The organism is Bacteroides sp. D55t1_190419_B8, from assembly GCF_015558905.1.
Lineage (GTDB): Bacteria > Bacteroidota > Bacteroidia > Bacteroidales > Bacteroidaceae > Bacteroides > Bacteroides vicugnae.
The window spans coordinates 1-22,369 of record NZ_JADMOU010000016.1 but is presented as its reverse complement, the minus strand read 5'-3'; the positions used below and the strand labels follow the sequence as shown (position 1 = coordinate 22,369).

Sequence of the window (22,369 nt, the reverse complement as noted above, 5' to 3'; positions counted from 1 at the left end):
TTTGTTTTAGCCGTTAAAATGTAATATTTAAACCTACATTGTAAGTGCGCATTGTCGGATAAGCTGCCGGACCGTTCTGTTCCGGATCGAAGCTATCGGTTTTGAGGTGAGTCCATGTATACAGATTGTTACCGCTTAAATAGAAACGTACATTCGATGCACCGATTTTCTTGCTGATGCTTTCCGGTAATGTATATCCTACTTCTGCATTTTTCAGACGTATATAGGAGGCATCCATGATAAAGAAATCATTGGGCTGTAAGCTTGGCCCGCCACTGCTGGATAAACGGGGATACGTAATCTTTTCATGATTATTATAGCGTTCTTCGCTCCAACGTCCCATGTGCATTTTGTAAAAGTTGCCACTGCTTTCGTAGATACCGGCTCCCGAATAAGTCTTGCTGTATTGGCCTACTCCTTGCAACATGATGGAAACGTCGAATCCTTTCCAATTGGCAGATAAAGAGAAACCGTAGTTGATGCGGGGTAACAGAGATGAATAGCCGATAGGAGCTTTGTCACGGTCATTGATCACACCGTCTCCGTTGAGATCTTTATAAATAAAGTCTCCGGGTTCCGGTGTTCCTACACCTTCGTAAGTCAGTCCGCTTTTGGCGATACTTTCGTCACTGTAGAAGAAACCGGTTCCGTCACGGCCTTTTTCGGGATCATAGCTGTGGTCGATAATATATCCCCAGTTTTGTCCTAATGAAAATCCGGTGGTGCGGGTGCGGTATGCATAATCCTTACCTAATAGCGGTTCGTCATATTCCAAAACTTTGTTTCTGGCATAACTGAAGTTTGCATTGGCAGAAACGGATAGTCCGTTCTTGAATTGCTTCTGATATCCGAGTACCATCTCAAATCCCTGGTTCTTGACTTCACCATCGTTCATCAATGGAAGGGCAGAGGAGGGTAGACCTTGAATCATAGGAGTAGTTTGAGGGATGATCAGGATGTTCTTTCTTTTTTCAACGAAGTAGTCGAACGAGAAAGAAAGATCATGGTACAAAGATATGTCTATACCATAATTTTGTTTTTCAGCTGTTTCCCATGTGATACTTTTGTTTCCTATGTAGTTTTCGGCGATTTTGTAACCTTGTCCCCAGCCGGAACCGTTGGAAGCGTATCCCAAACTAGGAGATAACCAGTGGTCTCCTTTACTGTCTGTTACTACGGAATATTGACTGATATTATCCAGATAAAGGAAGCGGGCAGGCTTTCCGTCACTGGTTGTAAATGCATCATTTCCTACTTTTCCCCAAGAAGCTCTTAATTTCAGATTCGTCAGGACTGGATTATCCTGAAGAAAGCTTTCGTTAGTTACTAACCAACCAAGAGAGGCGGCGGGGAAGAATCCGAATCGTTTGTCTGGAGAGAATTGCTCCGAACCGTTGTAACCCATATTTACTTCTACAAAATAACGCCTGTCATAATCATAGGTTGCACGTCCTGCAATACCGATTACATTATAAGGCAGTAGCAGATCACCTGATGTCTCTTTAGATTCTTTAACATCCCGCTGTGCCAGGAACATGGCAGTAATATTGTGTTTCTCAGCAAAACTACGGTTGTAGTTGATTTGCGCTTGCAGGTTCATTGTCCAATAGGACTCGGAAGACTTGGTCAGCTCGATTGGACCATCTTCATCTTCCAGGCTAGGATGCCGGTTGATAAACAGATGTTCTCCTGAAGCTAACGTCTGATAGGTATACCAGGTGTAGGAACGTTTTCCTATTGTTTTGCCGAATCCTTTGGAGTCGAAAGATACTTGTCCTTTGACAGAGAGCCCTTTGGTGATAAATCCCAAATCAATTTCCACTCCTCCGATGACATTGATTCCCGATCTGGTCTCCAGTTGATAACCCGAACGGTTGATTAAAGGATATGCGCTCAACGAATTGTTGGCAGGATCTTCTACAGATAATCCGGCTCCGATAGGGAAGGTGCGTATAGCGTCGGTGGCGTATGCACCTTCCGGAGTCAGATACATGGAAGTAGGCCGTGAAGTCAGAGCACTATTGAATACACTTGTCATGCTTGCAGAAGTCCCGTTGATCCGTTCCAGATAAGAGGAGGCATTTAAGTTGATCTTCACTGACTTATTGACTTTATAGTCAATATTTGAACGGAAGTTGTATCGGTCTAATGAAGACTGGGCATTGTAACCTAACTTGGATTTAGGTTCTACGTTGAACATACCTCCCTGATGCAGGTAGCCTGCACTTACAAAATACTGAAGTTTGTCCGAACCTCCGGAAACGTTCATGTTAGCTCTGGTCATAGGTGCATAATCTCTGAATAAGATATCTTGCCAGTTATTATTCGGATAGAAATCAGGATCTACGGGGTTACCTGTTTTCCATGAGTCGAACTTGTCGATGTCCGGTCCGAAGAACTCGGCAGAGTTCCCATCGTTAGTGAGTGCTTCATTGCGAAGTCTTACCCAATCCCATGAGTCCAGGCGTTCGGGTTTGAAGGCCATTTCCTGCATACTGAATTCTACATTGGCACTGATACGGGCAGTTCCTTTTTCACCTCTCCGGGTGGTGATCATTATAACTCCATTGGCACCTCGTACGCCGAATACTGCCGTTGCGGAAGCATCCTTCAATACGGAAATATTAGCGATTTCGTTCGGATCGATGGAACGCATATCGTCTACAGCTACTCCATCTACCATGATTAATGGATTTGTACCGTTTGTGGTGGCTGCACCACGAAGGAACATGGTCACTTCGTCACGTCCCGGTTCACCGGAAGTCTGGATAGTGGTCAGTCCGGGGAGCTTTCCGGATAAAGCAGAGCTTAAGTTGGGCGATGAAGACTTCATCAATTCTTTTCGGTCGATGGAAGCAACGGAGCCAATGACAGAAACTTTTTTCTGGGTACCGTAAGCCACTACTACAACTTCTTCCAGATTCGCTACGTCCGGATGCATAATGATGCGCATGTCTTTTTTTGCAGGTACATCTTGTTTTTGATAACCTACATAACTGATCTCCAGTATTGCGTTGGGAGCAACCGATAAAGAGAAACGACCGTCTATGTCTGTAATAGTACCATTCGTTGCTGCTCCTTTTTCCATGACGGAAGCTCCGATCAGGCTTTCACCGGACTCGTCCACGACGACTCCGGAGGCTGTTATCTTGGACTGTTGCTGTATCAGGGTAGCATCTCCAATATCTGATGCATTTCCTGTAACGGGAATACAGATTCCCAACCCGAGCAACAGGCACATTTTGTATAGCCAATAACTTCTTTTCATAACTATAACGTTTAAGATTATTTTCTGTCTAATTAAATGAACTCAACATTTTGTCCTTGTCGTATCCTATGTATTCATAGCGTTCTATCCGGACACCTTGGTCTTTTGCGGTAATACAAGGACTTGTGCCATTCCATGAGCTATCCATCCACCACTCTTCTACTAATAGTTTTCTTTGAGTTGAAGAGTTGTTAGTAAATGAGAACTGAACTTTCGAAGGATCTATTGTTCCTCCGGAATAACCTAAAACAGAATAAGTGCCTGCCAAATTACGCAGATCGACATAAACGAGCGGACAACCGGATGCATTTAATGTTGTGATGGACTTGCAACGGTTTATATCCAGATATGTCAGCCCCGGATTATTGCTTACATCAATAGAGGTTATCATATACTGGTCTCCGGAAATAAACTTGGTCAATCCTGCGTTCTTAGCACTGAAAGATTGAATGCCTTTCTCATCTACCGGACCTGCTGTATAGCTGGTGCTGATTGCATATTTACTTAGGTCGATCTCTCCCAGATTATTACCGTCCAAGATGAGGCTCTTATATCCGCAGAAGTATTGCAACCCTTCCAGATTGGTGATTCCCTTGTTGCTAAGATCAAGAGTTGTGTTGTTCTTGAAGTATTCTGTATTCAGAGCTGCCACTGTCAGAACTTTATCCCCTTCGAAGACATCCGGAACCAAGGCTTTGAGGGCATTCCGTAGGTTTATATCAGGAATTTCCCCGTACTTTTTCAATGTTTTCTGATATTTTCCGTAACTGTAATAGTAGTTGTTGTTTCCATCCGGATAGTCGTGCATCCAATCGTACCCTTCCACTGTCACTCCATTATTGATGGCATCTACGATAGAACCGCTATTGCTATAGTATGAGTCCATCCACCAGGATTCCATTTTCAGAAGTCGTTCTTTGCTTGCATCGTCACTGAAAGTAAATTTGAAGTCTGTACTGTTATAGTTCAGACATCCGCCATAGATGCTGTGGTAGTTACGTACATCCAAATAGACCAGTTTGCAGTTTAGAGCAGAGAATCTTTCAATGGTATAACAGTAATACAGATCGATAGATTCTAGTTGGATGCTTCCGTCTATGTTGAGAGAAACCAATGTGCTATTCGGATGTTCTGCAGTAGCCAGTTCCAGTTTAGTCAATCCTGTGTTTTGTGCAGTCAATTCGGACAGCCTGGACAGAACTTCAGCAGGAATTTCGCTTATATCATTGTTGTTGCAGATCAGTTTACGGATGTTGCTGAAATACTCGAGTCCTTCCAAAGAAGTGATATTCTTATCGCTGATATCCAGTGTGCCATCAGTGAATGTGACATACTTCGCACTGGAAGAAATCTTCTCTCCTTTGAATATATCGGGGAAGAGAGCAGAGAGGGCATTGCGCAAGTTCTCATCGGGCATTACTCCTACAGTACTGTTGATGACTCCCAATGTTCGCATTTTACTACCACGTACTAATACAAGTCCATAAGAATCTTTGTTTGCAGTAGAGGGGTATAGTACCGTAATATGGTCGGAGGATACTTCTCTGGTTTCCATGTAGATGGGCTGTTCTGTCCCTCCTGATAAAGGAGAAAGTGCCAGTACATCACAGTCAATAAAGCCATTTCCCTGAATGGTAATCTCTGTGCCCAGGGATTCTTCCGAAATGTCCGGAAGCACTACATTGGTTACTCCCAGGTCTGTGCCTAACTTTTCGTCTTCACATCCCAAAAGGAATACCATTCCAAGCATTAATAAAATGTAGAAATGTGTTTTCATAAATACTATTTGTTTAATGAATAAATAGAGTACATCGTTATTCTTGTTTTAAGACAACCACTGAATGAGGTGGTATAGAGCATTGAATTTCATCTTTTACCTTTAGAGGTTCGGCATCCGGAGGCAGCATTTGGTCTGTAACAGGCAGACTGTCTTTGGTATACCGGTAAACCTTGTAATTCCCATTGGTTTGCGCATGTTTGTTGATGAGGCTTATTGTTTTCTCCTGATCCATTCCGTTAGCAAAGACATACACCCATTTGCCGTTTGTGTTCCGGACGGCAGTTCCTGCATACCATTCCTCCGGTGTTGCTATCGGATAGATTTCAGCTCCCGGGCGTATGAAACGTGTCAACAGAGAATAGGCATAGTACTGCGGGCGTACCTCGTAATCACTTTTGATATCGTTGTAGTATGGCTCCGAAGCGTATGTCTTTTTTACATACTTCCATAAACCCAGTTGCTGCATTGCTCCGTAGTCTGCATCTTTACCGTAGTATTGGTCTATCAGGCTCCAATAACTAACACCGCTTGCTCCTGCATTGAGTAGATTGATGACTATGCGTGTCATGAGTACTCCTCGTTCATACAAGTCGATATCTTTTTGTCTGGTGGCACCTACGCATTGATTACCTCCGAATTCACCGATGAAATGGGCTTTTCCAACTGAAGCGGCCAATTGAGAGTTTTGTTTTTCCCAATCCAGAATTGTGGAGTTCGGAGTTTCGTAGCCGAAGATATAGGTGTGGGAGTTGAATACGTCAGCAACGTTCGCCAGTCCTTTCGTGCAGGCTGCCAGATATTTATGCGTTCCTGTACCTCCGTCCGAATTGTCAGAAAGACTGAAATGTACTTTATTTCGTATTCCATCCTCTTTGAAACGTCTGTCGAGTACTTTACACATTTCAATATAGTCGGCGGTGGGAGCAGCTTTACCTTTGATGATATATGACCAATCTGGTTCGTTGATCGGAGTAATCTCTTTGACGCACGTGTATTTTTTGTTGTTGAGCAGGTGTTGTACAAGTGCAGAAAAGTTCTCGCTCCATTCTTCATAGTTAGTCGGGGCTACTACCCAGTTACCATAATTCCCTTCGGCCAGGAAATGTCCCGGAGGGGCTCCCCAAAGTACAAGGGTGACTTCCATTTTCTGTTCTTGTGCCATATCCAATACTTTGTAGAGTGATTGCATTTCTAAAGAGTCGAATGTGAAATTATGCCACTCGATTTTGGATGCGTCCGGATTGTCATTCTTTGGTTCATACCATTGTGGCATCACCATCACCCGTAAGCTTTGCAGTCCCATTTCTTTGACACGCTTCACAACGATGCGATCCCAGTCTTCAGCTTTGGCTCCATCATTGCGGGTCACATTTTGTGAGAGGAAGTGGGGATCTAGTTCTGCACCTATAGCACGGAGGTTTACACCGGTTTTCTTTCCTACAGAAAGTTTCTGTATGGCAGTTGTTGAACTTTGGTATTTGATTATCAGACTACTTTGCGGGTTATCCAGTGTCAGCGTGAAGCCGTTAGCCAGTTCTTTACCGGTTTTCTTTATAGCCTCTCCTGTATCTTTATTGGTGAGTATATAAGTGTGGTCAGGGTGTAGTCCTGATAAATTGACAGTATAGCTCTTGTCCGGATTGTCTTTGCGGCGGAAAGCTACGATGTATCCGCTGTCATCCGACGGGCGATAAAGTTGGTATGCTAGCCAGATATTTTCTGAGGTAATGTTGTTTATTCCACTCAACGGATAGTAATCTTCATAGAAATAGGGACGGAGTTCTTTGAACTCTGCCTGGCGGTCGCGCATATCATAGATGGATTGTCCGGCTTCAGTTATTTTCCAGTTGTAGATAATAGAGGTTCCGAGGCTGGAACGGAAAGTGAATTTATCGGCACTCACAGTTCCTGTACCATGCAGGGGAAGGTATAAGTTCAATCCGTAGGTATGACATTGATAACCGATTGGTTCTCCATAACTGTAGTCTGTTCTCCACATCGGTGCACTGCGTGAGATACTTTCGAGGTCAATACGGCGTCCGCCACTGGCACAATTATCAACCAGCAAGCCCGGAAAGCGGTTCAGCAGATATTCCCAGAAAGAATAAAGTCCTTCAATGTATCGGATTTCGCAGATACCTTGTCTGCCAGGTTCATCATTGGCAGCCCAGAAACCCTCCGGCTCTATATTGAAATCCTGGCGGTAGTAGTCTATGCCATTTTCCTCGAGGAAGTCTCCGATATATTTACTCATCCATCGACATGCCTCCGGATTTCCGAGATTGAATAGATAAGAGTCGTGCTCACCATCTTTTGTCCAGTCTTCCTGTTTGGCTTTTCCTCTGGCATCCAACATCCATTGAGGGTGTTGCAGTGCCCAAGCTGAGCCTTTCATAACACGCTCCGGTTCAAACCATACCATGAACTTGGAACCAACTCTATGTACTTCGTCGGCGATGGGGCGTAACCCTTCGGGGAAACGAATAGAGTCGACGGTCCAGTTTCCTACGGTGTTCGCCCAATTCTTATGATTGGCTACATCTGCCGAGTGATTGTACCATCCGGCATCCAGCCAGAATACTTCGGGTACTAATTTGAATTGTTCATACCGTTTCACCATAGCAATGGCATAATCTGTAGTCAGGCAGGTATATTCATTACAGGGAGTAGGATCACCGTAGTTGAAACTGGTCGATATTGGATATACGGTCGGTTTACCATCTACTTTCCAAGTGTGGTGGGCTTGCACGAAACGGCGGAACTGGTTGTGTCCTTTCATTCGGTCGGAACCGTTCCAGAATGACAGGCATACACTGGAAGTGCGGATGCTCTCTTCCGGATACAGATAGGTTTTCAAACGTTCAATTCCGGAGGTAAGCGCTACGCTTTGCTGGTCTGCACAACGCACATCGGCAAACCAGGTTCCTGTCCATCCGATGGCTACGATAACTCCTTGATTGGCCGGAGATTCAATATTGAAGAATGGCATACGCATTTGTGAAGAGCGTCCACCTTCCGGTCTCATATAAAGATTATCACCCGGAGACAAGATTGTAAGTTGCTGGCTGAAATCTGATTTGGATGCATGGCTGCCTTCGGAATGATGAAGGTTGAATGCTCCCGGATGCTGGTAGCGGAATGTGATATCAGACACTTTTACGTTGGCAATCTCCGGCGTATTTTTCTTTTCCTGGTTGGTGAAACGGAGTACCCATTCCACCGTATTGAAGTCGGTAAAGCCTTTCACTTCACATTCTACTTTTAATCCTCCGGATGGTTCACGATAAGTATAAAGGTATTTCAGAACCTTAGGATCGTCACTTTTCTGACGCGTAGCCGTATAAGACCAGCTTTTGATAAATTCCTGTGAAGGTTTACCTCCATATTCGAAAGAGAAAGGAGGGACCACACCGCGGGCAAAGTGGGTGGTTATCCATTGGCTGGTGTTTACTGGGCGGTCGCTCATGCGGGTTACCGTCTGTCCTGTTCCATTATGAGGGAACAGAAGCAGAATGAATAGATAATATAGTATTCTTTTTTTCATTCTTTATTCGGTTTTTCGTTGGTAACTTTATATTTTAGTAATAAGGAACTATGTGGCTTTTCGAGGATCAGTGGCAACTGACTGGTCAGTTCTTTTCCCTGATAGATTTTGCTCTGTCGGCTATCCATGTCTGTCACTGTATAGTATTTTTCCGGATCCACTCCTGAAAGTCTGACGGTGATTTGTTTATCTTTGGAGGCGGTTCTGCGGAAAGCAACGATAATACCACTGTCGTCCGACGGACGATGCATTTGATAGGCTAGCCAGATATCATCCCGCGTCATGTCTTCTGTACCCGTCAGTGGGTAATAATCTTCGTAATAGTAAGGTCTGATTTCGTGGAATTCTTTCAGACAACGTTGCATTTCGTAAACGGAGGCATTTTTATCGGTTATTTTCCAGTTATAAATCAAAGCAGTGCTGATGCTTGAGCGGAAAGAATACGGATCGGTCTGTAAACTACCTGTTCCATGTAAAGGCAGGAAGAAATTCAGGCCATACGTGTGACATTGGTAGCCGTCCGGATCGTCGTAATGATAATAATCACTCCTCCATAGTGGTGCGCTTCGGCCGATTGTTTCCCAGTCAATACGTCGTCCCCCACTGGCACAGTTGTCTATGAGCAGGTTCGGGAATCGGTTCAGCAGATAATCCCAGAAGTAGTATAGTCCTTCGATATGGCGTATCTCTTTCATTCCTGTACGTCCGGGCTCATCGTTGGCTGCCCAGTAGATATCCGGCTGCATATTGAAATCCTGACGGTAATAGTCTATGCCGTTTTCTTCGAGCATATCGCCTATATATTTACTCATCCAGCGGCAGGCTTCCGGATTTCCCAGATCGAACAGTAGGTAGGTGTCATTGTTGTGTTCGGGAATGTCGAGCATCCAGTCGGGATGTTCTACCGCCCATTGGGTACCACGGATGACACGCTCGGGTTCGAACCAGACCATGAATTTAGCTCCTACTTTGTGTATTTCGTCGGCTACAGGACGAAGTCCTTTGGGGAAGCGCAATGTATCTACAGTCCAGTTACCGGCTGTGTTGGCCCAGGTCTTGCCATGTTCGAAGTCTGCAGCATCGGTGTTCCATCCAGCATCCAGCCAGAATACTTCGGGCTTCAATCCGAACTGTATGTAACGTTTCACCATGGCAATGGCATAATCGGCTGTCAGGCATGAGTATTCCGTACAAGGTGCGGGGTCCCGATAGTTGAATCCGCTGGAAAGAGGATATTCGGCAAATTTTCCGTTGATTTTCCGTGACTTGTGTGCCAGGACAAAACGGCGGAATTTATTGTGTCCTGCCATCCGGTCGATATTTTCCCAAAACATCAGACTGATACTTGGGGTACGAATTGTTTCCTGTGGACGTAAGTATAATTTCATGGTTTTCATTCCCGAAGCCATGGATATTGTACGATTATCTTGTGCGCATACATCTGCATACCAGGTGCCCGACCAGCCTACTCCTAATATGACTCCCTGTCCGGCAGGTGATTCAATGTTGAAGAAAGGAAGATAGTCCCCTTCTGAAGAGCGTCCTCCTTGTGGAGACATCTGTTTGGTTTCACCCGTTGCCAGAGTAACTGAACGTGGATGGAAATCATATTTGGAGATATGGTTTCCGTCTGCATAGTGTAACTTGAATTCTCCTTTAGAAGCGTATTGCATGGCAAGGTCCACCACTTTCACTTGTTCCAGAGTGGGAGAGTTGCTCGTGCCTTTGTTGGTGAAGTTCAATACCCATTCGGCAGCCTGATAACTGGGATAGCCTTTTACGGTACATTCTACTTTCAGTCCGTTGGTAGGATTGTAGTAGGTAAAGAGATACTTTATCACATCCGCTTCTTCGGATTCTATCTTTTGCTGGGAATAGTCCCATTGGCGGATAAATTCTGCGGAAGGTTTCCCGTCACATATAAACGAGAACGGAGGTGTCTTTCCTTTAGCGAATTGTTTCTGAATCCATTTTTCGATTTCAGGAATGTGTTTGGAGATTTTAGCCGTCGTCTGACCCACGGCTATGATGCTCCACACACTCATAATCAGTAATGAGAACAGGAATTTCGATTCGATTTTCTTGAAATGTTTCATTAGAATATAGGTTTATGTGGTTTTTACTTTTCTCATTATTCCGATCAGATAGCACCATACAATGGCAAGTACTATAATTGCAGATAACTGACTGTGGAATGAATCAGTGATTACTCCTAAAATAGGCGGGAGGACGGCACCGCCGGATACACCGACGATAAGAAGTGCAGATACTTCGTTCGCTTTCTCGGGAACACGTTTCAAAGACAGAGAGAAGATGATGGAAAACAGATTGGCATATCCTATCCCGAAAACTGCTACACATCCGAGGATAAACCAGAGATTAGTGCTAATGGTCATCAGTATCAATCCTGCGAGAGCTATCCAGACGCTATAAATATAGAATTTACTTTCTGAATATTTCATCAGTAGGAGACCACCCAAAAAGGCTCCTACAGTGCGGGCGAAGAAATACACACTATTTCCCATTCCTGCATCTGTCAGTGGTAGATCGCAACGTTCCATCAGGAATTTAGGGAAAGTCATATTGATACCTACGTCTACACCTACCAGCACGAGAATACCGATAAAGAAAGCAAGGATGTATTTGTCTTTGAATAATTCAAGAGTGACTTTGAAAGAAATGTTCTTCCGTTCCTGTTGTTTTTCTTGTATAGGCGTAAGCCATAGCCATATCAAAGCGAGCAGTGACAGTCCGGCATAAATGGGGAATATCATTTTCCATCCGAAAAAACTACCAGTCACCCAAGCTGCCAGGATAGGACCGAGGAATGAACTGACTGCTTTGACAAATTGCCCTAGGGTTAATGTACCTGTCAACTTATCGTTTGCAACGACGTCTGTTACTAATGGATTGAGTGAAACTTGCAATAGAGTGTTACCGATACCTATCAAGGCAAATGCGATTAATATGGCGGTAAAGTCGTATGCAACGAGTGGAAGGCACATGGCTAATACATGGAATGCGAAGCTAAGTAGTACGGTTTTCTTGCGTCCGATGCGATTCATTAACATTCCGGTGGGAATAGAAAGCACCAGGAACCACAAGAAACAGGATAGAGAGATGAGATTAACCATCGTATCGGTGAGATGGCTGAAATCATTCTTCACATAGCTCGTGGTTATTCCGACAATGTCAACAAATCCCATAACGAAGAATCCGAACATGACGGAGAGCATTTTTACTATGGATATTTCTTTTTTCATTCGCGTACTTTTGATGATAAATTACTTGGTTGGTGGGTATATATACTTCTATTTTTGTACTAATACCCTGATTGATGAACGAGATAATTTAAGTTTTAGGTTATTCTCTTGCGTGTTGACCGTTTCTGTTGATTCTATAAGATTATCACCTTCCGGTAGGCGTCCTTCCATATATTTGTAGACATTGTATTCTCCATTGGCACCTTCTTTATCATTTTCCAACTGTATCATCTTGTCTTTGTCTGTAGCGTTGGAAAGTACATACGTCCATTTTCCCTCTGTGTTGAGAAAAGCACTTCCGACTATCAACTCGTCGCCGAGATCCAATGGATATACTTCGTCGCCCTGACGGACAAAACGTGTCAATAGACTATATGCATAGTACTGAGGACGTACCTCGTAGTCTTCCTTGATTTTGGCATATACATCAGGATCTTCGGTATAAGCGGATTTTAGATATTTCCATAAACCGAGTTGCTGCATTTCCGAATAGGAGGCATTGCGGTTATAATATTGATCGATCAGACTCCAGTAGCTTACTCCGCAAGCACCGGCATTCAGGTAGTTCAGAGCAATGCGGATTAGCTGTACCCCTCGCGTATATGTGTCTATACCATATTGGCGGGCGCTTCCGTATCCAGGGAAACCGAATTCTCCAACAAAATGTCTTTTACCTCCTGCAGAAGCTATATTTTGACGTTCCCAATTTACGAGAGTCGAATTAGGGGTGTTGTAGTCAAACTTGTATACATGAGAGTTATACAGGTCGGCTTCATCGTTTGTGAAAGCGGAAACACAGGCAGCGATATATCCGGGTGTACCGTCTGTATTGTCAGAAAGGTTGAAGTGTACCTTACTGCGTATTCCATCTGCTTTAAACTTGGCATCCAGTGCTTTCACCATGGGGGCGTAGGTGTCCTGCCAACCCATGGTTTCAAAATCACCTTGCCACATGATGCGGCCGTAACCTGGTATATGACTGTCAGGCTCGTTGAATGGGGTAATTTGATTGATACAGGTATAATGCTTTTCTTCAATCAGGTATTTCACCATTGTGGAGAAGTTTTCTGCAAATTCTTCATAGTTATCTATACCGGCAATCCAACCCGGATTAACGTTATAACTTCGTGCATCACACAAGAAATGCTTTTGACCATTGTTAATGCCTGATAGTAAGTCGATATTGGTAATGGCTCCCCATACGACTAATGTCACTCCGATATTATTCTCCTGGGCCAGATCCAATACTTTATATACAGACTGCATTTCTTCCGAATCAAAAGTGAATTTGCTCATATCCGCGACATTAGGATCGTTGTTGTCATTGGAGGGTTCCCACCATTGTGGCTGCATCATGATTCGGAATTGCTGTACTTTCATTTTCTTTACCCGTTGTACAACTATATTTTCCCAATCTTCAGCCTTTGAACCATCATTGCGGGTGATGTTTTGTGAGAAGAAGTGCGGATCCATCTCGACACCGATAGCATGAACCGGAGTTCCTGTTGAATTCCCTACTGCAACAGGATAATAGTTGCAAGCCGGACAATCGTCATATTTGTTATAATCATCCGAGCAGGCGGACATTCCCCAAAGTGTGCAAACAATGCTCAATAGAGTTTTACTGATATGTGTCATTTTCATTGCCATATTGATTAAATTTAGTAGGTTATTATTCAAAGCCTAATTCTGCCTCAATTGCCTGAATCAGAATGTGGATAACTTTGATGTGAATTTCTTGTATTCTGTCAGAATGTGCTGCTCGTGGGGCGCAGACTGCAATGTCTGCTAGTCGTGACAGTTCATTCTCTCCTTTTGAAGTCAGCGCTATCACTTTCATTCCATTGTTGTGTGCTTGTACGGCAGCTTTCAGTATGTTCTTGGAATGCCCGCTTGTGCTGATGGCCAATAATACATCTCCCTTACATCCCATAGCTTCTATATAGCGGGAGAAGATCTCGTTGAACGAAAAATCATTTCCCACACAGGTCATGTAAGCCGGGTCATTGATTGCAATTGCCGGTAGCGGGATGCGGTTGTTGCGGTAACGTCCGGTTAGTTCTTCTGCAAAGTGGGTGGCGTCACATAAGGAACCTCCATTACCGCAGCTGATAATCTTATTTCCGGCTTTTAATGCTTCGGCGCAGGTAGAGGCTGCCTGTGAAATAACCCCGACTGTTGTTGTTTCCTCAAGAAAGCTCTCCAACGTTTGCCGAGCCTCTTCCAGTGTTGTTTCAATAAGCTCTTTCATAATAGTTAATCGGTTAAGTTCGCGGCTACAGAAAGAGCTGCATAATCTCCTATCTGCTCTCCCAAAGCGGCTGGTTTCACTTTACATACTCTGTTTGCACAGGATAATGCCTCCTGATCGATTATCTTTTGCATGATGGGTTCCATCATATTTTTATTCCGAGTATAGATGCCACCTATCACAATGACTTCCGGATTCAAGATGTCGATTACTATGGATAATCCTTTTCCCAGATAAATGGCAGACGTCTCATATATGCTTTGGGCTAATTTATCACCTTTGGCAGCTTCTTCAGCCACTTTTCGGGCAGTAAGCTGATCTAGTTCCTGTAAGGTACACCATTCAACTTTCTGTCCGGTCTGCAATTTCTCCATCACATACATTTTGGAGAGTTGAGCAATACCTCCACCGCTGGCAAATCCCTCAAAAGAGCCCTTTTTACCGTAACCTACCGGACCGAAATCCGACAGGCGGATGTGTCCCAGTTCTCCGGCATTGTCATTGGTGCCTGTATACAGTTTGCCATTTAATATTAATCCTGCTCCCAGTCCCGTACCGAATGTGAGAAAGACCATATTCTTAGTTCCTTTTCCTGCCCCGAACTTCCATTCGGCCAAAGCACAGGCATTGGCATCATTGTGTAGACTGGTTTTAATGCCCGTCTTTTTTTTCACCATTGCCACAATGGGGATGTTGTCCCATCCCGGTAGGTTAGGGGGAGACATCACAATGCCTGTTTCACTGTTGAGAGGACCTCCGCAACAGATTCCAATCGCTTTTGTGTTAGTAGGGGTTAGCTGGTGAAGGTTCATCATCTTTTCGGTTTCACAGAGAATTCTGGCTATTGTTTCGTCGACTGTGGTCGTATCAAATTTCTTTTTGTCGATGATATGTAGCTCGTCGTTTTCTTTGATACCGTAGATGATGGCGCATTTGGTGCCTCCTACGTCAATTCCTAACAAGTTCTCTTTCATAAATATTATTTTTTAGCGTATAATCCGGTTTTTTGTAACAGTCGCTTGTATTCTTTCAGGTTGAAAGGTGCCTTGCCGTATAGGTAATGATTCATGAATTTCTGATTACCGATCTGGTATTGGATCAGATAGATTCCCTGACCGCTTTCTTCCGGTAGTGAGGCTATTCTGACCTTTTGATTGGCTGGAATACGGAAAGTGCTCTCATAGATTTTACGTCCCGAGGATGCATCTGTTACCGTTACATTACCACTTTGTACGTTGCGTGTGTCATTCGTTCCTATCAGTGGGTAATTTCCGCCTTCCGCATCATTGATTAGTACGCAAACATCCTGTTGAACATTCTTGATGAAATAATATGCCATCTTCTTTGAATTGTAGTAGTCAACAATCGCATCAGAGATCACCGGCCATCCATCCCGCAGGTTCCACCAGATAATACCAGTCTTGTCCTCAAACTTCTTTCCACGCCACATTTCTATAAAATATTTCATAGCTTCTGCCTGTACGGATTGAGAAGCGAATATAAAATCATCCAGTTTGGAGGGAACTTCACCAAAAAGTAAACGTACCTGATTAATCATAAGATTATTGCGATCGAATGTCTTTCCCCATTCTGGGAATCTACGAACAGATTTGGTAACCCATTCATCATTCCATTCATGATTTTTTGTCCAGGGATATACGGCATCTTTCGTCATCATTTTCTGGAGACTTTCTAAATTAGGGCAGCCGTGATAGCCGATTTCACTGACAAAGCAGCAGGTAGCATCCGTATAGAATTTGTCTTTGTAATATCCTCTGGGACCCCATAAATGGTTTTCCGGTAAATATTGGTCAGCACTTCCTCTTTCATATACCGCTTGGCTGTAGTAAGGAGAGCTAGGAAGATAAGGGCGGGTAGGATCAAACTCATAAATAACTGCCGGAAGGACCTTACGGCTCACTACATCCAGATTCGGATTAATATTAAATGGTTGCAAAGACCAGCGCAGTGCACAATCGTCTTCATTATTTCCTGACCATAAGACGAGTGATGGATGATTGCGTAATTTGCACACAACGGAAATGGCTTCTTTTTCCAATGCTTGTGTAAATGAGCTGCGTTGAGGATAGAAAGTGCATCCCATTGTAAAATCCTGCCATACCATAATGCCGTTTTCATCGCATAAATCAAAGAAATGATGATCTTCATACACGTTGCCACCCCAACAACGTATCATATTGCAGTTTAATTCTACAGCCATGCGGATAGATTCGTCTACGAAAGAATGATCCCGGCTATGGAGTGCATCCATGGGCACCCAATTGGTTCCGTGGATAAAAATAGGTTCTCCATTGACAATGAAACAGAACTTACCCGGATGATCCGGTGGGAGGTTGATGTCTGTAATCTCTAGTTGAATCGTGCGGAGACCTACCTGTTTATTATCTGTTGATAAAATAGTGCCGTCAGAATCTACTAACTCTACTTTTGCATCATATAAAGCCGGTTCTCCATATCCTCTTGGCCACCATAAATCAGCATTCTTGATTTCCATTATATATCGGAATGCTGGGGAAACGACAACAGAGCTTCCTTTATATATTTCTTTCCCATGGCGACTTAATGTATATACGGCTTTCACTTTGTCGAACTTTTCGAAAGGTAGTTTTACTTGTACATCAGTATATAAGCGTACATTTCTGGTAGCAGTGTCTACATTGGCGACCATATAGTGAACATCTGTGAGACGTGCCGAATTCAATACGCGTAATTCTACATCTCTCCACAAACCTGCACTGACTAATCGTGGCAGAATGTCCCATCCATAGGTGTGGGGAGCTTTTCTGATGAATACGGATTCTTCAGACGGGAAGTTTCCAATACTGAATGTCCCTAACAGATGTTTTTGTCCTTCGATAACAGATGAACGGAGTATCACTTGGAGTTGATTACTTTCTCCTGCTTTTATTTCCTTAGTTACATCAAAAGCATGTTCAATCATCATATTTTCTGCTTTGCCAATGTGCTTTCCATTCAGCCATATATCGGCCAGACAGTCTATTCCGGCAAAAAAGAGTTGATATTGTTGCCCTGATTTTAGTTGTGGCGCTACGAATGATTTGGAATAACACCATTGATAGCCTTCCCATTTGCGTAATTCATTTACATTACTGCCAATCATCGGATCTTTGATTAAGTTGGCAGCCATTAGGTCCAGTTCTACATTACCGGGGACTTGGGCTGGTAGATGCTTTACTTCAGCGAGTTGCATGTCCTTGGGCGAAGTTATAGGTTCTTCAGGTTGCATCCAATAAGAGAGTTCCCATGTTCCATTTAAGGAGATGGAATTACCGGAATCGGCAAAAACACCACTTGTACAAGTGAGAAATATCAAAAATAGTAGTGTACTGATTTTATTCATTGTTAATAGATTTAATTGATGGTGTGACAAAGTAACTAGTGCTGTATTTTTATAGTATTACATAACGGTCTCATTTTTACTTCTTTGTGTATATCTGTATTAAAACCTCCTTTCTTTTATTTCCATTAAAACGTGAGTTGATGTTCTCCTGACCCTAAATCTATCTTTCTACCATTACATTCTATTGTTGCATTCGTATTGACTGGGATCGTGACTTTGAGAATCACCTGTTCTTCTTTACGTTCCCATTCAGAACGGATGATTCCATTTACAGATTTATATTCGGCTTTTACCCAGTCAAGACCTTTTACGAAATGAGGTTGGATAAGAATATGTTTGAATCCGGGTTCCTGTTCATCATAATTAATGCCTGCCAATACATTGTACATCCATGCATTAATGTCTCCAAGAAACATGTGATTTACAGAGGCGTCTCTAAACTCCGGTGAAAGTATCCATGTTTCTGCCAGTGTAGTGAAACCTTGTTTTATCCAGTTACCCCAAGATGGAGCTTCTTCTTGTGTGGCCATCTGGTATGCTAAGTCAGCATATCCATATTTGGAAAGCATCCGCAGGACTGTTTTACTGCCTAAAACTCCAAAATCGAGCAGATTATTATTGGCTTTTATCATTGTAGAAAGATTATCTGCAACCTGCTGTTCGTATTCTTTAGGAACGATTCCAAGGTATAAGGCGACTCCTTGTGCCGCTTGCGATCCATTGGCATAAATAGCTTTGGATGTATCGAAGTATTTGTGATTGATAAGCAATTTCAATTCTTCTGCTTTCTTTGTATAACTACTGCCATCTTTTCCTATGAGCTCTGCAAATTTAGCCATATACAGATTGTCTAAATAATAATAACAGGTAGTGGTGAATTCTGTAGGGGTTTGTGTCTTATGGAATACCCAGTCACCAATTCCGTAAGTTACAGTTCCTTCCACATCTTCGCGTCCTGCAAGGTAATTAAGGTATTTAGTACATACAGGCCATAGTTTCTCGATGCTTCTTGTATCTCCATAATAGTGGTAAATTGCCATAGGTACGATAAACATGGCAGCATCCCATACAGGACCTATCCAGTCGTCATAGCCCCATCCGGAACTCGGAATGATTCCCGATATACGTCCTTCTTCATTTTGATTATCAATCATATCATCCAGCCATTTTTCATAGAAAGTAATGCCATCGAAGTTTAATAATCCTAAATCCATTGTTATGTGTGCATCGGCAGTCCATCCATTTTTCTCTCGTTGGGGACAGTCAGTCGGGATACTCATCAGATTTGATAAGTATGATTGATTAGCAGCTTTCCATATTTTATTTAATAGTTCATTTGAACAACTGAATTTGCCAACAGGAGGAACAGCCGTATGTATGAATTGTGCGGTTAAGCTCTCTTTGGTAAGTTTCACAGGACGGTCTGAACGAACTTCTACATATTGAAATCCATGGTATGTAAAATCTGGAGTGAATGTACCTTGTTTTCCGTCCAATATATAAGTGTCTGTTTGAAAAGCGAGGCCAGGTAGTGGTTTGTAGTAAATATCTAAGTTGCGCATTTCCAAGCGTCCGTTATTTTTTAGCAATTCGCCGTGTTGCATACTGACTTTAGTGCCTTTCTCGCCATTAACAGAAAGAGTACAGACGCCTGACATATTAACTCCAAAATCGTATACATAGACTGTATCACCAAAAGAACGCATATTGATTGGAGTGATAAATTGTTCCGTTTCAATGGCAGGCATGTTTTGTGATACTAGTAGGGGAGAAGGGGCAGCTACCTGAATTGCATTTGTCCATTTAGAGTCATCAAAACCCGGTTTATTCCATCCGGCAATTGCAAGACGCGCATCATACGTATCGCCACTATAAATATTGTTTTGTATATAAGGACCGGTAGTCGCTTTCCAAGTAGAATCTGAGTGGATAGTTTGCTTTTCTCCATTTTTATATAATATCTCCATTTCGCAGATCATTCTTGAGCGGTTACGCCAGCGGGCTTGCTCATAGCTCCATGTTGCTACAGGAGCTGCTTCATTATAAAATCCGTTTCCAAGCACTGCAGATAGTACGTTTTCTCCTTTAAGCAGTAGGGGAGTTACATCGTATGTGTTATACAGATTTCTTTTATCATAATGAGTGAAACCCGGATTGAGATGTGAAGATGTTACTGATTCACCATTCAATGTCATTTTATAGTATGCAGCGGCACTTACATATAATCTTGCTTGCTGTATCTCATCTTGAGCGATAAATGACTTGCGCAACATGGGTGCTGGCATATAATCTTTATCATGATTATCAGTAATCCATGCTCCTGTCCAGTCACTTTGATTGAGTTGAGCTGTTTCAAAACTGGATATCGGAGAGGTAATCTTATGTCTCTTTGTTTTATCCCATGCTATTACTTGCCAATAATAACGAGTTCTGGTTTTTAGTTTTTCTGATCCTTGATAGATCGCATGAGGAGTATTAGAGTAAATTGTGTCAGATTGCCAGCTATTATCGGATGTTTTTCCCAAGTCTTGTTCCCGAGTGGCTATATATAGCTGATAACTGTCTTGAGAAAACTCTTTTCCATTTTTATTATTGGTTGTGTAATTCCAGGTAAAACGCGGGGCTGGTGAATCAATACCGAGCGGAGCGACTTGGTATTCACATCGCATATTTTCAATATCAATATTGTTGCTGTTACATGCCCATACTAGTAGTCCTAATAAAGCCAGCATGTATTTTTCATTTTTAGTTTGGAACTTCATAATCCTGTTTCTTTTTGTTAATAATCAAGGAGTGTTTTTCTCTTTTGTTACATCTGTTAATTTAATATCATTATTTATTTTCACTAAACCGGTTAAGTAATCAGGGAAAAAATATAAAATGACGATTAAGGTAATGAACACGGCAGGACAAGTGTTTCTACTTCTTTCTTGCCATTGGAATTTTCAAGGCGATACTTAATATCGCCAAGTAGAATCCTTACTGCATTTTTCCCAATCTCTTCTATTGGCATCCTTGCAATGTTCATATTGGGGGCTAAGACACGGAATGCGGATACTCCATGAATACAAGCTAGTTCATATCCATTATTTATATTGATTCCTTTTTCATAAAAGTAGCGGAATGCTTCCAAAGCTAGAATGTGTGTTGTGAAAAAGAAACCATCTACATCAGGTACTTTGCCGAAGATCTGATCCAGTGCCTTGAAAACATTCTCTTCATAATCCACAAAAGTCACTTCTCCGTATAAATCAGGATCAACGGGTAGATTGGCCTCGATTAAAGCTCTGGCATATCCTTCTCGCCTCATATTCATTGTGCGGAGATGGGGATTAGTCGTGATAATAGCTATCTTGGATGCTCCATTGTCAATCATTCTTTTAACCAGTTCGTAGCTGCTTCCTTCGTTGTCAATAATGATATAGTTTGTCTGCATTTCGGGAAAGTAGCGGTCGAATAAGACTAGAGGATAGCCTTCTTTGACTAGATTCTGTATTTCAATTTTGGAAACTTTTGTGGGGGCTACTATAATCCCGTCCACTTGTTTCGCTTTGAACAATCGAATCATCCTGTTTTCTCTTTCTATTTCTGATTCAGAACTACAAATCATTAATGAATAGCCTTGTGCTTCTGCTTCCATTTCTATAGAACGGGCAACTTTGGAATAGAAAGAGTCTGTAATGTCTGGTATAATTAGTCCGATAGTGCCTGATATGCCTGTATTCAGACTTCTGGCCAATAAGTTTGGTTGGTAATTCAGTTGCTTGGCACATTGAAAGACTTTTTCCTGTGTAGCGAGACTAATGCCTTTTTCATCCCCTTTACCAGAAAGTACCCAAGAGACTGTAGTCTTGGATAATTTTAAGGTTTCTGCTATGTCTTTAAGGGATGTTTTCATAAATAGTATTTGTTTAATCGGTTAAGTGACGGCAAATATATAAAAAAATATCTCATTATATAATATTTGATGTATATTTAACTAATAATTGCAATATGATAGGATAATTTGCAGTTTAAAAATAACATGGAAATAAGGTGTAAACCAAAGAAAGTAACTATATTTGTATCATTCAAACGAAAGATATATGAAAGTAAAGAAAATTAGTGCGGCTAACGTGGAGGCTTGTTCGCTTCCTAAATTATTCGATGAAGAGAAAATAGATTTTCAGCCGATCCAGTGTGTCAATTGGGCTGAATATCCTTACAAACCTAAAGTGAATTTTCGAATTGCTCACACACAGAACTCAATTTTACTACATTTTAAAGTGAAAGAGGAGAGTGTGCGTGCCAAGTACGGGGAGGATAATGGTTCTGTATGGACTGACTCCTGCGTGGAATTCTTTTCTATACCAGCAGGTGACGGGATCTATTATAATATAGAATGCAATTGCATCGGAACGATCTTGGTGGGTGCAGGTCCTGTCCGTAACAACCGGGAACATGCACCGAAAGAAGTGACTGCTCTTGTACAACGCTGGTCTAGTTTGGGTAATCAGCCTTTTGCAGAACGTATCGGTGAAACGGATTGGGAAGTGGCTCTTATTATTCCGTATTCTGTGTTCTTTAAGCATCAGATCGATTCGCTTGATGAAAAGGAGATAAAAGCTAATTTCTATAAGTGTGGAGATGAATTGCAGACTCCTCATTTCCTTTCATGGAATCCGATAGAGATTCAACAGCCGGATTTTCACCGTCCTGATTTCTTCGGTACTTTGGAATTTGAATAATGAATTGAATCTCTGGATTGAAAGATAAATCACCAGAGCATCATCTACCTATAAAAGCGTCATCCATCTATAAAATAGTAAGCACTCACTGTATGGCTCTTGTCCCAACCTCTAATCTCTTTTACCTTTGTGTCGAACTTAAAAATCGACAACA

At 42.4% G+C, this 22,369-nt stretch carries 12 protein-coding genes; 1 reads left to right on the top strand and 11 read right to left on the bottom strand.

What is annotated here, in order from left to right:
• Nucleotides 1-13: 13 nt before the first annotated feature.
• The 11 genes from I2I13_RS14510 to I2I13_RS14460 form a co-directional block, all read right to left on the bottom strand.
• Nucleotides 14-3,268: a TonB-dependent receptor gene (locus I2I13_RS14510; RefSeq protein WP_148365483.1), complete on the bottom strand. Its 3,255-nt coding sequence runs from the start codon at nucleotides 3,266-3,268 to the stop codon at nucleotides 14-16.
• A 28-nt stretch (nucleotides 3,269-3,296) separates the two neighbouring features.
• Complete coding sequence (locus tag I2I13_RS14505; protein ID WP_195649798.1) at nucleotides 3,297-5,045, bottom strand: hypothetical protein; 1,749 nt, start codon at nucleotides 5,043-5,045, stop codon at nucleotides 3,297-3,299.
• Nucleotides 5,046-5,082: 37 nt separating this feature from the next.
• Nucleotides 5,083-8,592: an alpha-galactosidase gene (locus I2I13_RS14500; protein WP_195649797.1), complete on the bottom strand. Its 3,510-nt coding sequence runs from the start codon at nucleotides 8,590-8,592 to the stop codon at nucleotides 5,083-5,085.
• Nucleotides 8,589-10,688, bottom strand: a complete 2,100-nt coding sequence (locus I2I13_RS14495) for a glycoside hydrolase family 36 protein (protein WP_195649796.1) — start codon at nucleotides 10,686-10,688, stop codon at nucleotides 8,589-8,591. The genes I2I13_RS14500 and I2I13_RS14495 overlap by 4 nt, the downstream gene beginning before the upstream one ends.
• 12 nt (nucleotides 10,689-10,700) lie before the next feature.
• A complete protein-coding gene (locus tag I2I13_RS14490; RefSeq protein ID WP_148365487.1) occupies nucleotides 10,701-11,855 on the bottom strand; it encodes a sugar MFS transporter in 1,155 nt (384 codons plus the stop codon).
• 48 nt (nucleotides 11,856-11,903) lie between these two features.
• A complete protein-coding gene (locus I2I13_RS14485; RefSeq protein ID WP_195649795.1) occupies nucleotides 11,904-13,505 on the bottom strand; it encodes a hypothetical protein in 1,602 nt (533 codons plus the stop codon).
• A gap of 22 nt (nucleotides 13,506-13,527) precedes the next feature.
• On the bottom strand, nucleotides 13,528-14,106 hold the full coding sequence (locus tag I2I13_RS14480) for an SIS domain-containing protein (RefSeq protein WP_195649794.1): 579 nt from the start codon (nucleotides 14,104-14,106) through the stop codon (nucleotides 13,528-13,530).
• 5 nt (nucleotides 14,107-14,111) lie between these two features.
• Nucleotides 14,112-15,080, bottom strand: a complete 969-nt coding sequence (locus I2I13_RS14475) for an ROK family protein (protein WP_195649793.1) — start codon at nucleotides 15,078-15,080, stop codon at nucleotides 14,112-14,114.
• A 5-nt stretch (nucleotides 15,081-15,085) separates the two neighbouring features.
• A complete protein-coding gene (locus I2I13_RS14470; RefSeq protein WP_195649792.1) occupies nucleotides 15,086-17,488 on the bottom strand; it encodes a glycoside hydrolase family 2 protein in 2,403 nt (800 codons plus the stop codon).
• A 125-nt stretch (nucleotides 17,489-17,613) separates the two neighbouring features.
• Nucleotides 17,614-20,250: a family 78 glycoside hydrolase catalytic domain gene (locus I2I13_RS14465; protein WP_195649791.1), complete on the bottom strand. Its 2,637-nt coding sequence runs from the start codon at nucleotides 20,248-20,250 to the stop codon at nucleotides 17,614-17,616.
• A gap of 125 nt (nucleotides 20,251-20,375) precedes the next feature.
• Nucleotides 20,376-21,386 carry a LacI family DNA-binding transcriptional regulator gene (locus I2I13_RS14460; RefSeq protein WP_148365493.1) on the bottom strand — a complete coding sequence of 337 codons (1,011 nt, stop codon included), beginning with the start codon at nucleotides 21,384-21,386 and terminating at the stop codon, nucleotides 20,376-20,378.
• Nucleotides 21,387-21,573: 187 nt separating this feature from the next.
• Here I2I13_RS14460 and I2I13_RS14455 point away from each other — a divergent pair, with 187 nt between their 5' ends.
• Entirely contained in the window at nucleotides 21,574-22,215 is a 642-nt protein-coding gene (locus I2I13_RS14455; protein ID WP_148365494.1) for a carbohydrate-binding family 9-like protein, read from the top strand.
• Nucleotides 22,216-22,369 lie beyond the last annotated feature (154 nt).

Excerpts from the sequence above, each read along its gene's own strand:
- I2I13_RS14510 (WP_148365483.1), bottom strand. The coding sequence starts at position 3,268 with ATGAAAAGAAGTTATTGGCTATACAAAATGTGCCTGTTGCTCGGGTTG.
- I2I13_RS14505 (WP_195649798.1), bottom strand. The coding sequence starts at position 5,045 with ATGAAAACACATTTCTACATTTTATTAATGCTTGGAATGGTATTCCTT.
- I2I13_RS14500 (WP_195649797.1), bottom strand. The coding sequence starts at position 8,592 with ATGAAAAAAAGAATACTATATTATCTATTCATTCTGCTTCTGTTCCCT.
- I2I13_RS14495 (WP_195649796.1), bottom strand. The coding sequence starts at position 10,688 with ATGAAACATTTCAAGAAAATCGAATCGAAATTCCTGTTCTCATTACTG.
- I2I13_RS14490 (WP_148365487.1), bottom strand. The coding sequence starts at position 11,855 with ATGAAAAAAGAAATATCCATAGTAAAAATGCTCTCCGTCATGTTCGGA.
- I2I13_RS14485 (WP_195649795.1), bottom strand. The coding sequence starts at position 13,505 with ATGGCAATGAAAATGACACATATCAGTAAAACTCTATTGAGCATTGTT.
- I2I13_RS14480 (WP_195649794.1), bottom strand. The coding sequence starts at position 14,106 with ATGAAAGAGCTTATTGAAACAACACTGGAAGAGGCTCGGCAAACGTTG.
- I2I13_RS14475 (WP_195649793.1), bottom strand. The coding sequence starts at position 15,080 with ATGAAAGAGAACTTGTTAGGAATTGACGTAGGAGGCACCAAATGCGCC.
- I2I13_RS14470 (WP_195649792.1), bottom strand. The coding sequence starts at position 17,488 with ATGAATAAAATCAGTACACTACTATTTTTGATATTTCTCACTTGTACA.
- I2I13_RS14465 (WP_195649791.1), bottom strand. The coding sequence starts at position 20,250 with ATGAAGTTCCAAACTAAAAATGAAAAATACATGCTGGCTTTATTAGGA.
- I2I13_RS14460 (WP_148365493.1), bottom strand. The coding sequence starts at position 21,386 with ATGAAAACATCCCTTAAAGACATAGCAGAAACCTTAAAATTATCCAAG.
- I2I13_RS14455 (WP_148365494.1), top strand. The coding sequence starts at position 21,574 with ATGAAAGTAAAGAAAATTAGTGCGGCTAACGTGGAGGCTTGTTCGCTT.